The sequence below is a fragment of the Streptomyces sp. NBC_00647 genome, from assembly GCF_045207245.1.
Classification (GTDB): Bacteria; Actinomycetota; Actinomycetes; order Streptomycetales; family Streptomycetaceae; genus Streptomyces.
Genome location: NZ_CP109040.1, coordinates 3,069,675 through 3,082,912, shown reverse-complemented (window position 1 = coordinate 3,082,912; position 13,238 = coordinate 3,069,675). Strand labels below are relative to the sequence as shown.

Here is a 13,238-nt window from a genome sequence, read left to right as displayed (position 1 = left end):
TGGTTACGCCCCTGCCTTGGTGACGCCGACGGTGGAGTCGGGCAGGCCTTGTTCGGGGATGTGGATGCTGTCGTCGCCTTCGTGGAATTCGAGCTGGCGGCGGCGGTTGGCGATGATGCCCTCGGGGCGGAAGCGCATGAGGATGACGAGCGCGATGCCGAAGGCGAGGAGCTCGTACTCCTTGAGGAAGCTGAGCTTCTCGGGGAGGAGGTAGAGCAGGGTGGCGCCGAGGATGGGTCCGTTGACGGTGCCCATGCCGCCGAGGACGACCGCGGCGAGGAGGAACGCGGAGTTCGGGGGCACGGAGCCGGCGAACTGGTACGGGGCGGGGTTGACGCTGTAGCCGACGTGGGCGCTGACCGTTCCGGCGAGGCCGGCGAGGGAGGCGCCGAGGGCGAAGGCGATCAGCTTGACGCGGAAGCCGTTGATGCCCATGGCGGTGGCGGCGGTCTCGTCCTCGCGGATGGCGATCCAGGAGCGGCCGATCCGGGAGTCGGCGGCGCGGTTGAACACGACGACGACGAGTCCGGTGATGAGCAGCATCAGCAGGAAGTAGTTCGCGAAGCGGCCGAGGGTGATGCCGCCGATCGCGTGGGCGGCACCGAAGTTGAACCCGAGGATGTTGAGGTCCGGGATCATGGAGATGCCGTTGGGGCCGTTGGTGATGTTGGGTCCGGAGACGCCGTCCATGTTGTTGACGGCGATGCGGAAGATCTCTCCGAAGCCCAGGGTCACGATGGCGAGGTAGTCGCCGCGCAGTCGCAGGGTGGGAGCGCCGATGAGGACGCCGAAGACGAGCGATGCGGCCATACCGGTGAGCATGGCGGCCCAGAAGGGGAACTGGACGCCGGCGAAGCGGGAGAACTCGGAGCCGGATACGAGGGCTGCGGCGTAGGCGCCGACGCCGAGGAAGGCGACGTATCCGAGGTCGAGGAGTCCGGTGAGGCCGACGACGATGTTGAGGCCGAGGGCGACGGTTCCGACGACGAGGATGTTCACGCCGAGGTTGGCGTTGTGCTCGTTGTTCTCGACGAAGGGGAAGACCGCCGCGGCGAGGAACGCCATGGTGGTCGCGAATCCCTTGTGGCGGGCGTTCAGTTGGGCGAAGCGGTCGAAGAGTCCGGCGGTGAGCAGGGCCCAGGTGCCGAATACGACGAGGAGCAGGTAGCCCAGGAACGTTTCGCTCGCGTCGGGGTCGACGCCGATGCCGTAGGTGAAGACGATCAGCGCGAACGCGGTGGCGCCGGTGATGACGAGGCGCTCGCCCCAGCCGGCCATTTTGGCGGCCGGGGGGATGAGGTCGGGCTTGGTGACGTAGTCCTTGAAGGTGTCACCGGGCTTGGGGAGTGCCAGGGTGCCGAGGAGGGCGATCAGGGAGCCGACGGCGGCGACGTAGGCGCCGGGGTCGAGTGCGACGAGGCCCTTGAGGTCGACCGCGATGGCGATGGCGCTGAACCAGCTGACGGCGAACGCGGAGGTGGCGGCGAGGACGACGGGCTGGGTGGCGCCCGCCGGGTTGAGCCAGCCGAGGCCGCGGACGTTCCAGAGGGTCAGGGTGAAGAGGAGGGTGAGCGCGCCGGCGACGAGGGCCAGGATCTGGAGTCCGGCCGGGGAGCCGTAGTAGGTGAGGTCCCCGGGGAAGGCGGACGTGTAGGTCCAGGACATGAACGTGCTGGCGACGGTGGCGAGGGCGCCGAAGGCGATGAGGGCGCGGGCGGCGCTCTCGGGGAGTGCGATCAGGCCGCGCTCGGTGGTGGTGGTCTCGGTTGCCATGGTGCTCACGCCCTGTCCGCGACGCGTTCGCCGACTAGGCCTTGTGGCCTGAACAGCAGTACGAGGATGAGGAGTACGAAGGCCCAGACGGAGGACCAGCCGCCGCCGCCGAGCTGCTGCATGCCCGGGATGCCGTCGATGTAGCTGGTGGCCATGGTCTCGGCGAGGCCGAGGACGAGGCCGCCGATCATGGCGCCGTAGATGTTGCCGATGCCGCCGAGGACGGCCGCGGTGAAGGCCTTGAGGCCCATCTGGAAGCCCATGTCGTACTTCACCGTGCCGTAGCGCAGGCCGTAGGCGACGGCTGCGACGGCGGCGAAGAAGCCGCCGATGGCGAAGGCGATGACGATGATGCGGTTGGTGTCGATGCCCATGAGCTGTGCGGTGTCAGGGTCCTGCGCGGTGGCCTGCATGGCGCGGCCGGTGCGGGAGAGGCTGACGAACAGGGCGAGGGCCGCCATGCAGAGGGGGGCGGCGATGATGACGAAGACGCTGCCGCTCTGGATGCTGACGGAGCCGATGTGCAGGGGCCCGAAGGGGAGCTGCGGGAACGTGATGTCGGTCTTGGCGTCCGGGTACCCGTTGAAGACGACCTGCTGCAGGGCGAGGGACAGACCGATGGCGGTGATGAGGGGGGCGAGGCGTGGCGCTCCGCGCAGTGGTCGGTAGGCGAAGCGTTCGGCCCCGACGGCGATGAGGACGGAGACGATTCCGCCGCCTATCAGCATCGCTGGGAGGGCTATCCACATGGATGTGCCGTTTGGCAGAACGTAGAGGTAGACCGTGAGTGCGCCGAAGCCGCCGGTCATGAAGATCTCGCCGTGGGCGAAGTTGATGAGCTGGACGATGCCGTACACCATCGTGTAGCCGATGGCGATCAGCCCGTACATCGAGCCGAGGAACAGCCCGTTGGCCAGCTGCTGCGGCAGGGTGTTCACCGCATGGCCTCCATGTGGTGGGGAGAATTGAGCAGGGCGTATGAAGCGGGCCGCGCGGTGACGTGTGGTCGTGGCCGCGCGGCCCTGAGGTTGTGCTGAGGGCCTGTCCGGCGGACGGTCCGGGCGTGCGGTGCCGCTGGGGCGCCGTGCCTGGATTCGGACCTGTCCGCCGGAGTGGCCCGGGTGGTGCGGATCAGCCCTTGGCCGTACCGCTCTTGACGGCCTTCCACTTGCCGTCGACGACCTGGTAGACGGTGAGCTGCTTGTTGTTGGTGTCGCCGTACTCGTCGAAGGAGACGGGGCCGGCGATGCCGTCGAACTTGGTCTTCTGGACCTCGGCGACGATCTTGGCGCGGGCGCCGTCCGGGATCTTGCCGTCCTTCACGACGTTGCCGATGGCCTTGATGATGGCCGTGGCGGCGTCGTAGGAGTAGCCACCGTAGGTGCCGTAGTCGCCCTTGAGGCCGGAGGCCTTGTACTTCTTGATGAAGTCGGCGGCGGAGGGCAGGGAGTCGACGGGCTGGCCGACCGAGGTGACGAGGTCGCCCTCGGAGGTCTTGCCGGCGGTCTCGATGTAGGTCGGGGTGAACATGCCGTCACCGCCGAACAGCGGGACCTTGACGCCGCCGTCCTTGAGCTGCTTGGTGAGCTTCTCCGACTCGTCGTACTGGCCGCCGTAGTAGACGAGGTCGGCCTTGGCGTTCTTGATCTTGGTGACGAGGGACGAGAAGTCCGTGTCGCCGGTGTTGACGTGGTCCTCGCCCGCGACCTTGCCGCCGGCCTTGGTGAAGCCGGCCTTGAAGAGCTTGGCGAGGCCGGCGCCGTAGGTCTGCTTGTCGTCGACCACGTACACCTTGCGCTTCTTCAGCGTGTTGTAGGCGTACTCGGCCGCGAAGCCGCCCTGGAGGGCGTCGGTGGTGGCGGTACGGAAGTAGGTCTTGAACGGGCGGGTCTTCTCGGTCTGCCAGTTCTTGCCCTGGGTGAGCTCGGGAGCCGTGTTGGACGGCGAGATCTCGACCAGGCCGGCGGTGTCGAAGACCTGCTGCATCTGGGTGGCGACGCCGGAGTTCAGCGGGCCGACGACGCCGAGGACCTTCTCGTTCTGGACGAGCTGGGTGGCGTTGGCCTGGCCGGAAGCCGGGATGGCCTTGTCGTCGAGCGCCTTGACCTTGAAGGTCACGCCGGGAACGGTGTTGTTCTTGTTGGCGTCGTCGACGGCGATCTGGACGCCGCCCTGGATGCCGAGGCCGGTGGCGGAGTTCTGACCGGTCAGCGGGGCGTCGACGCCGATGATGATCTCGGTCTTGCTGTCGCCCTTGCCTTCGCCGCTGTCGTCGCGCGAGCCGCAGGCGGTCAGCGTGAGTGCTCCTGTAGTGAGCACGGCGGTGAGTATGACCATAGAACGCTGTCGCACGTTGAATCCTCTCCCTGGCGCGGCACCCCAGGGTGGGGGCCGTGTGTCTCGCCGGGCCGTACTGGATGAAGCAGGGCCGTGCAGTGACGCGCCCGGCGGCGCGGTGACTGGCCGTGACTATAAGCGCAGGTAGGGGGAGTGGGGAGGAGCGTAGGGAAGGCTGTGACGCTCTTGTTATGCGGGGGGAGCCCTCGGAGGTGTGGGGCGGACGATCGGAGCATTTCGGTGTGCTGGTCGGAGGCGGTTGTGTGTTCGCATGCTGAGAACGCCCTGTTCCGGGTTCGTGGCGGAGAGCGGAAGCCGGGGGTGCGGCGCCGTGGAGGTGTGTCGCGGGGGGCGTGGTGCGGGGCACCTCGCGGCGTGGGCATTGCTTCGTTACGGCAGAGGTAACCGAGTGTTACTGCCAGGTGAGGCGGTCGCGGGTGTCTTGGCCGGGTGAAGTGGGTGTGGGGGAGGGCGGGTTGGGGAAGCGGAGGGGCGCCCAGGCCGGTCCGCAGGGCGTGTGGGCAGGTGTCGCCGAAGAGAAAGCTTTGCTGTTGCTGTGCTGTCTTGTTGCTGATGGGCAGGTCGAGGCGGGGGAGCTCGATGGCGGGCGGCAGGCGGGGCGCACTCGTATACGGAGATACGTACCGTGATCATGCGGGGATTTCCGGCCCTTACTGTCAGTGGCAGCCGGGGTGTGGTGGCGGCGCTCAACTGGGTTGGTCCGGTGCCCATTTGGTGGACTGTCACGGGGGCGCCGCGGGCGGTGCCGGCCTCGAAGCGGAAGGAGGTCGGCGCGGGCCGCGGCCCTTGTGGTCGAGGGCGGTGACACTGGCGGGCCGCGGGCAGGGGTGCGGAGTGGCCCGGGCGGGCGGGGCGGGGCGCAGGGGTGAGGTGGGCGGCCGTTGCGGTCGCGATGATGATCGGGGCCTGGGCGAGGCGCCGGCGCGAGCGCGGGAGTGCGGACCAACGGGTGCCGGGGCGTGCGGGGTTCGGCCTCGGGACGTCGGCGGGGGCGTCCTTGTGGGACCGGCGGGTTCGCGGGGGACGCGGCTCGACGGGCCCGATGCCGGCCGTGTCTCACGCCGGGCGGGAGGGTGTGGCTCCGCCAATGGGCGCTGCGGGGCGGGGAGTCGGGCGCCCGGGGCGGGGCCAGGCCTTCGAGGCCGGGCTTCCGGGGCGCGCCCGGGCTTCCGGGGCCGGGCTTCCGAGGCGGGCCCCGAGGCCTGGCCCAGGGGCCGGGTCCGGTCCCGGGGTGTGGTGCCGGGTCGGGATGTCCCGAGGCCGGGCTTCCCGGGCCGGGCGTCCGGGTGCTGGGAGCCCGGGGGGTTGGGCGTCCGGGGGGGGTGGGCGTCCGGGGCGCGCCCCGGGCTGGCCGCAAGCCGCAAGCCGCAAGCCGCAAGCCGCAAGCCGCAAGCCGCAAGCCGCAAGCCGGGGAGCCGGGTGCCCGGGAGGTGGGCGCTCCCGGGCGGGCCCCGTGTGTTCCCGCCGGCGCTGGGGGCGGTTCCCTCCCTCGGGCGGCCCCTGAGGGCCCCTCGATGGCTTCGTGAGGCTCCGTGAGGCCCCGAGGGGCCCCGGAGGGGGTGGAGAGATGCGGCCAGGGTCCCGGAGGTGTCAGCCCTGGGGTGCGTCCTTGAGGATGCAGGTGAGGCGGGCGCTGCAGACGCGCTTGCCGTCCTCGTCGGTGATGGCGATCTCGTACGTCGCCGAGGTGCGGCCGCGGTGGACGGGGGTGGCGACGCCGGTGACGAGGCCGGAGCGGACGCCGCGGTGGTGGGTGCAGTTCAGGTCGACGCCGACGGCGATCTTGGTGATGCCGCCGTGGAGCATGGCGCCGACGGAGCCGATGGTCTCGGCGAGGACGGCGGAGGCTCCTCCGTGCAGGAGGCCGTAGGGCTGGGTGTTGCCCTCGATGGGCATGGTGCCCACGACGCGGTCCGCGGAGGCTTCGACGATCTGGACGCCCATGCGGTTGCCGAGGTGGCCCGCGGAGAACAGCGCGGGCAGATCGACGCCGAGCGCGGCGTACTCGTCGAGGACCTCTTGCGGGAACTTCACGGTGTGCTGTTCGCCCATGGGGCCGGGCTCCGTTCGTCGTGGACCACTTCGTCGTGGTTTCTCCTCGCTGAGCGAACGCTCAGTCGGCTGTCGATTGTTCCAGACGGACGACCACGGACTTGCTGGCAGGGGTGTTGCTGGTGTCGGCGGTCGCGTCGAGGGGGACCAGGACGTTGGTCTCGGGGTAGTAGGCGGCCGCGCAGCCCCGGGCGGTCGGGTAGTGCACGACGCGGAAGCCGGGCGCGCGCCGCTCCACGCCGTCCTTCCATTCGCCGACCAGGTCGACGTACGAGCCGTCCGCGAGCTTCAGCCGGCGTGCGTCCTCGGGGTTGACGAGGACGACCCGGCGGCCGTTCTTTATGCCCCGGTATCGGTCGTCGAGTCCGTAGATGGTGGTGTTGTACTGGTCGTGGGAGCGCAGGGTCTGCAGCAGCAGGCGGCCCTCGGGGAGCTCGGGGTACTCGACGGGCGCGGCGGTGAAGTTGGCCTTGCCGGTGGCCGTCGGGAAGCGGCGCTCGTCGCGGGGGGCGTGCGGGAGGGCGAAGCCGGCCGGGTCGGCCACGCGGGCGTTGAAGTCCTGGAAGCCGGGGATCACGCGCGCGATGCGGTCGCGGATGCTCGCGTAGTCCTTCTCGAACTCCTCCCAGGGGGTGCGGCTGCGTTCGCCGAGGACCCGGCGGGCGAGGCGGGCCACGATGGCGGGTTCGGACAGCAGATGCGGGCTCGCTGGCTCCAGGCGGCCCCGTGAGGCGTGCACCATGCCCATGGAGTCCTCGACGGTCACGAACTGCTCGCCGCTGCCCTGGAGGTCGCGCTCGGTGCGTCCGAGGGTGGGCAGGATGAGGGCACGCGCGCCCGTGACGGCGTGCGAGCGGTTCAGCTTGGTGGAGACGTGCACGGTCAGCCGGGCGCGTCGCATGGCCGCCTCGGTGACGTCGGTGTCGGGGGACGCGGAGACGAAGTTGCCGCCCATGGCGAAGAAGACCTTGGCCTCGCCGTCGCGCAGCGCGCGGATGGCCCGTACGACGTCGTAGCCGTGCTCCCGGGGCGGGGCGAAGCCGAACTCCTTCTCCAGGGCGTCGAGGAAGGCCGGGGCGGGGCGCTCGAAGATGCCCATGGTCCGGTCGCCCTGCACGTTCGAGTGACCGCGCACCGGGCAGACGCCGGCGCCCGGGCGGCCGATGTTGCCGCGCAGGAGGAGGAAGTTGACGACTTCCCGGATCGTCGGAACGGAGTGCTTGTGCTGGGTGAGGCCCATGGCCCAGCACACGATGGTGCGCTCGGAGGCGAGGACCATGGTGAGGGCCTCGTCGATCTCGTCGCGGGTGAGGCCGGTCGCGGTGAGTGTCTCGTCCCAGTCGGCGGCGCTCGCGGCCTGGGCGAACTCCTCGAACCCGTGGGTGTGCTCGGCGACGAACGTCTCGTCGACGGCGCCTTCGGTGGCGAGGATCAGCTTGTTCAGCAGGCGGAAGAGGGCCTGGTCGCCGCCGAGGCGGATCTGCAGGAAGAGGTCGGTGAGCGCGGCGCCCTTGATCATGCCCTGGGGGGTCTGCGGGTTCTTGAAGCGCTCCATGCCCGCTTCGGGGAGCGGGTTGACCGTGATGATCCGGGCGCCGTTCGCCTTGGCCTTCTCCAGGGCCGAGAGCATGCGCGGGTGGTTCGTGCCCGGGTTCTGCCCGGCGACGATGATCAGGTCCGCCCGGTAGAGGTCGTCGAGCAGGACGCTGCCCTTGCCGATGCCGATGGTCTCGTTGAGGGCGGAGCCCGAGGACTCGTGGCACATGTTCGAGCAGTCCGGCAGGTTGTTCGTGCCGAGTTCGCGGGCGAACAGCTGGTAGAGGAAGGCGGCCTCGTTGCTGGTGCGGCCCGAGGTGTAGAAGAGGGCCTCGTCGGGGGAGCCGAGCGCCGCGAGTTCCTCGGCGACGATGTCGAAGGCGCGCTCCCAGCCGATGGGCTCGTAGTGGTCGGCGCCCTCGGGGAGGTACATGGGGTGCGTGAGGCGCCCCTGCTGGCCGAGCCAGTAGCCGCTGCGGCCGGCGAGGTCGGAGACGGGGTGCGCGGCGAAGAAGTCCGGGGTCACCCGGCGCAGGGTCGCCTCCTCGGCGACCGCCTTCGCGCCGTTCTCGCAGAACTCCGCCGTGTGCCGGTGCTCCGGCTCGGGCCAGGCGCAGCCCGGGCAGTCGAAGCCGTCCTTCTGGTTGACGCGAAGGAGGGTGAGCGCGGTGCGGCGCACGCCCATCTGCTGCTGGGCGATGCGCAGGGTGTGTCCGATGGCGGGCAGCCCGGCCGCCGCGTGCTTGGGGTCGGCGACCCGCGGCGCGTCCTGGACCGGATCGCTTTTCGGCGGCTTGCTGGCCATCGCTGAACCCCTTCGCGTGCGCACCTCGGTGTGCGTCTCCTCGTACCGCTGCGATCCTCGCACGCGCGGCCGACAGCGAAGGTGGGGGGCCGTGGGACCGCGGGCCGGGCGGGAGCGTGCCGGGCCGGGAGGGCTCTCGATGTCGGTGGGGCGTGGCAGGATCGGGGGCGTGGCAGAAACAGCATCGAAGAAGACCGAGAAAACCGCAGGTACGGGCCGTCCGCGGCTGATGCTCATGGATGGGCACTCGCTGGCCTACCGCGCGTTCTTCGCGCTGCCCGCCGAGAACTTCACCACCGCGACGGGCCAGCCGACGAACGCCATCTATGGTTTCGCGTCGATGCTGGCGAACACGCTGCGCGACGAGTCGCCCACGCACTTCGCGGTGGCGTTCGACGTCTCGCGCAAGACCTGGCGCTCCGAGGAGTTCACCGAGTACAAGGCGAACAGGTCGAAGACCCCGGACGAGTTCAAGGGGCAGGTCGAGCTGATCGGCGAGGTGCTGGACGCGATGCACGCGCAGCGGTTCGCGGTGGACGGCTTCGAGGCCGACGACATCATCGCGACGCTCGCCACCCAGGCCGAGGCCGATGGCTTCGACGTGCTGATCGTCACCGGCGACCGCGACTCCTTCCAGCTGGTCTCCGAGCACACGACGGTGCTGTACCCGACGAAGGGTGTCTCCGAGCTGACCCGGTTCACTCCGGAGAAGGTCTTCGAGAAGTACGGGCTGACGCCGGCGCAGTACCCCGACTTCGCGGCGCTGCGCGGCGACCCGTCGGACAACCTGCCGGGCATCCCCGGGGTCGGCGAGAAGACGGCCGCGAAGTGGATCAACCAGTTCGGTTCGTTCGCGGAGCTGGTCGAGCGCGTCGACGAGGTCAAGGGCAAGGCCGGGCAGAACCTGCGCGACCACCTTGAGGCGGTGAAGCTCAACCGCCGGCTCACCGAGATGGTCAAGGACGTCGAGCTGCCCCGGACGGTCGCCGACCTGGAGCGGGCCGCGTACGACCGTACGGCCCTCGCGATGGTCCTGGACACCCTGGAGATCCGTAACCCCTCGCTGCGCGAGCGGCTGCTCGCGGTGGACCCGGGGGCCGCGGAGGCCGAGGAGACACGGCCCGTCGCCGAGGGTGTCGAGATCGACGGCACGGTGCTCGGCGCGGGTGAGCTGAAGCCGTGGCTCGCCGAGCACGGCACGGCGGTTCTGGGCGTGTCCACGGTCGACTCGTGGGCGCTGGGCACGGGTGCCGTCGCCGAGGTGGCCCTCGCGGCCGGTGCGGGCGCGGCCGCCTGGTTCGACCCGTCCCAGCTGGACGAGTCCGACGAGAACGCGTTCGCGACGTGGCTCGCCGACCCCGGGAAGCACAAGGTCATGCACAGCGCCAAGGGCGCGATGCGGGTCTTCGCCGAGCACGGCTGGACCATCGAGGGCGTGACCATGGACACCGCGCTGGCCGCCTATCTGGTCAAGCCGGGCCGCCGCTCCTTCGCGCTGGACGCGCTGTCGCTGGAGTATCTGGGGCGGGAGCTCGGCCCCGCCGCCGCGGCCGACGGGCAGCTCGCCTTCGGCACGGACGAGCAGGCCGAGGCCGACGCGCTGATGGCGCAGGCCCGCACGATCCTCGACCTGGGCGAGGCGTTCGGGGAGAAGCTCCAGGAGGTCGGCGCGGCCGACCTGCTGCGCGACATGGAGCTGCCCACGTCCAGCCTGCTGGCGCGCCTGGAGCGGCACGGCATCGCGGCGGACCGGGCGCATCTGGAGGCCATGGAGCAGATGTTCGCCGGGGCCGTGCAGCAGGCCGTGAAGGAGGCGCACGCGGCCGCGGGGCACGAGTTCAACCTGGGCTCGCCCAAGCAGCTCCAGGAGGTCCTCTTCGGCGAGCTGGCCCTGCCGAAGACGAAGAAGACCAAGACGGGTTACACGACGGACGCGGACGCCCTGGCCTGGCTCGCGGCGCAGACCGAGAACGAACTGCCCGTGATCATGCTCCGCCACCGGGAGCAGGCCAAGCTGCGCGTCACCGTCGAGGGCCTGATCAAGTCGATCGCCGCGGACGGCCGCATCCACACCACCTACAACCAGACGGTCGCGGCGACCGGCCGTCTGTCGTCGACCGATCCGAACCTGCAGAACATCCCGGTCCGCACGGACGAGGGCCGCGCGATCCGCTGCGGCTTCGTGGTCGGTGAGGGCTTCGAGTCCCTCATGACGGCGGACTACAGCCAGATCGAGCTGCGGGTGATGGCCCATCTGTCCGAGGACGAGGGCCTGTTGGAGGCGTTCGCCTCCGGCGAGGACCTGCACACCACCGTGGCCTCCCAGGTGTTTTCCGTGGAGCGGTCCGCGGTCGACGCCGAGATGCGCCGCAAGATCAAGGCGATGTCGTACGGCCTCGCCTACGGACTGTCGGCCTTCGGCCTCTCCCAGCAGCTGAACATCGAGGCGGGCGAGGCCCGTGCGCTGATGGACACGTACTTCGAGCGCTTCGGCGGCGTGCGGGACTATCTGCGTCGGGTGGTCGACGAGGCCCGCGCGACGGGCTACACCGCGACGCTCTTCGGGCGCCGCCGCTATCTGCCGGATCTCAACAGCGACAACCGGCAGCGCCGCGAGGCGGCCGAGCGCATGGCGCTCAACGCGCCCATCCAGGGCACGGCCGCAGACATCGTCAAGATCGCGATGCTCAATGTGGACCGGGCGCTGCGCGAGGCGAAGCTCACATCCCGCATGCTCCTCCAGGTCCATGACGAAATCGTCCTGGAGATCGCCCCCGGCGAGCGGGAGAGGACAGAGGAGCTGCTGCGCCGCGAGATGGCGTCCGCCGTCCAGCTCCGGGCACCGCTGGACGTCTCCGTCGGTTCGGGCCCGGACTGGGAGTCCGCGGCGCACTAGCGTCCGCCGCTCACCGCAGCCTTCGCCCAGGAGCGCGTGCCCGGCACCGTCAGGTGCCGGGCACGCGTGTCCGCGCCGAGGAACCCCCGCGCCCGGTCGCCGCTGAACCCGCTGCCGCGGCGGACGTCCCGCGTGAGGCCCGTACGGCCACGGCCGCGGCGGATCCGCCGCGGGGCGGTTTCCGCGCTCCCACGCGCTTTCCGCTGTTCCGGAGCGAACCGTCACTCGCGTGGCCCTCGCAAAGGGGCCGGGCGCCGAAGGGTCCCGTAAGGATGCGGGCATGGGTATACGCACGCTCCACCGCCGTAAGGCCATGGCCACGACCGTCGTGGTCGCGACCGTGACGGTGACCGCGGCCGTCGTCCCGGCGCTGTTCGCGCCGGTACCCGCGGTCGCCGCGGAAGCGGGCACCGCCCAGCTGCCCCCGGTCGGCCGTTCCCCCCGTCGACCGGACCGCACCCTCCGGACGCCCCGCGATCTGAGGGCGGCGCTGTCGGCACGCCTGGGTGCGCCCTCCCGCGTGCTGCGCGGCCCCAAGGCGCACATCGAGGACGGCCGGCAGCCCCGGGCCGCGCACGGGCGCCGCGTGCACGGCACCGGCGCCTTCACCGGTCCCGCCCGCACTTATCGCATCGTCGTCCTGTCGTACGACAACCCGACACCGGCACATCCGACACCGGCACATCCGACACCGGCACATCCGACACCGGCACATCCGACACCGGCACATCCGACAGCGGCACAACCGACGACGGCGCACCCGGCGGCGGCCCACGGGATCCGCGCGATCGAACGCATCGCCCGGGCCGTGCACCGCGGCTTCAGCCGTGGACGTGGTCTGCTCCCGGGTCCCGGCTCCGCGTCCGGGGCATGATCCGAACGGCAGCCCCGGGTCAGCGGGGAGCGGGACGGCTGGGCTCCGGGCGGGACGCCGCCGTGCCGGGGCGAGCGGGGGCGGGACGCCACACCCTGACCGCGGCGGCGTACAGGCCGAGGCCGAGGACCAGGCCCGCGCCGCCGCCGAAACACAGCGTCGGAATCAGCTCCCACGGCTTCGCGACGGACCCCCAGTACACCCACCAGCGCAGCGCCCGCTGCACCGCCGCCACCAGCGCACAGCACCCGATCACGGCAACGGCCAGCCATCGGTCGGCCGCCGACAGCACGGGCACGCCCACGGCCGGCCCGTGCGGCGTGCGGCGCAGTGCCAGCACCACGAACGTCACGATCACGACGGCCGCCACCGCCGAACTGCCGTACTGGACGTACCAGTAGAGCGGCGAGCCCGCGAGGTCCCGCCCGAGGACGGGGAAGAGCCGCGTCCCCCACCGGTCGTGATGCGTGAACGCGTCCCACACCACGTGCGTCAGCGCGCCGACCGCCGCCGAGACGTACCACCACAGAACCATCGGCGCGCGTACCGGCTCGCGCGTGGCCCCGCAGCGCAGGAGCCGCGCGGTGCGCCCCTGCCGTGCCACGGGCATCAGTGCCACGAGCGGTTCGCGCAGCACCAGCCAGGCACCCACCAGCGCCCACGCGATGAGCACGTCGACGGTGAACACTCCGGTGAACGCGTGGGTGAAGCCGCCGAACTCCATCGCCCCGGGCAGCACGCTCGCCGCGTAGTAGGTCAGGTCGGGCGCGAAGGAACCGGCCACGAGAACGGCGGGAATCAGTCGGCCACGACCGGTTCCGTCCCCGCGTACGGCGGGCAGTACGGCCGCCGCGTGACTGAGAGTGAAGGGCAAGTCGTCTCCCTGCGGCTGTTGTTGGCCGGGTATGTCCGGCCCGTTGATCACTGGCGGCCAGTATGCGGGA

The 13,238-nt window shown here is 70.8% G+C and carries 8 protein-coding genes; 2 read left to right on the top strand and 6 right to left on the bottom strand.

All coding sequences use genetic code 11. The annotated features are described in order from the left end of the window. Nucleotides 1-3 precede the first annotated feature (3 nt). From OG788_RS13610 to OG788_RS13590, 5 genes are all read right to left on the bottom strand, one after another. Nucleotides 4-1,773: a branched-chain amino acid ABC transporter permease gene (locus OG788_RS13610; protein WP_406376743.1), complete on the bottom strand. Its 1,770-nt coding sequence runs from the start codon at nt 1,771-1,773 to the stop codon at nt 4-6. 5 nt (nt 1,774-1,778) lie between these two features. Beyond that, on the bottom strand, nt 1,779-2,711 hold the full coding sequence (locus OG788_RS13605; RefSeq protein ID WP_266757596.1) for a branched-chain amino acid ABC transporter permease: 933 nt from the start codon (nt 2,709-2,711) through the stop codon (nt 1,779-1,781). A 193-nt stretch (nt 2,712-2,904) separates the two neighbouring features. After that, nucleotides 2,905-4,110, bottom strand: a complete 1,206-nt coding sequence (locus OG788_RS13600) for a branched-chain amino acid ABC transporter substrate-binding protein (protein ID WP_406376742.1) — start codon at nt 4,108-4,110, stop codon at nt 2,905-2,907. Between the two features lie 1,611 nt (nt 4,111-5,721). Next, nucleotides 5,722-6,183 (bottom strand): PaaI family thioesterase, encoded by a 462-nt coding sequence (locus OG788_RS13595; protein WP_406370997.1) that lies wholly within the window; start codon nt 6,181-6,183, stop codon nt 5,722-5,724. 61 nt (nt 6,184-6,244) lie between these two features. Continuing rightward, nucleotides 6,245-8,524 carry an FdhF/YdeP family oxidoreductase gene (locus OG788_RS13590; protein WP_406370995.1) on the bottom strand — a complete coding sequence of 760 codons (2,280 nt, stop codon included), beginning with the start codon at nt 8,522-8,524 and terminating at the stop codon, nt 6,245-6,247. A gap of 169 nt (nt 8,525-8,693) precedes the next feature. Between OG788_RS13590 and polA the strand changes: the two genes are divergently transcribed. Both polA and OG788_RS13580 read left to right on the top strand, forming a co-directional pair. After that, nucleotides 8,694-11,420 carry a DNA polymerase I gene (gene polA, locus OG788_RS13585; RefSeq protein WP_406370994.1) on the top strand — a complete coding sequence of 909 codons (2,727 nt, stop codon included), beginning with the start codon at nt 8,694-8,696 and terminating at the stop codon, nt 11,418-11,420. 280 nt (nt 11,421-11,700) lie between these two features. Next, a complete protein-coding gene (locus OG788_RS13580; protein ID WP_406370992.1) occupies nt 11,701-12,294 on the top strand; it encodes a hypothetical protein in 594 nt (197 codons plus the stop codon). A 19-nt stretch (nt 12,295-12,313) separates the two neighbouring features. On the opposite strand, the gene OG788_RS13575 is transcribed toward OG788_RS13580, so the two are convergent. Further along, a complete protein-coding gene (locus tag OG788_RS13575) occupies nt 12,314-13,168 on the bottom strand; it encodes a DUF4184 family protein (protein WP_406370991.1) in 855 nt (284 codons plus the stop codon). Nucleotides 13,169-13,238 lie beyond the last annotated feature (70 nt).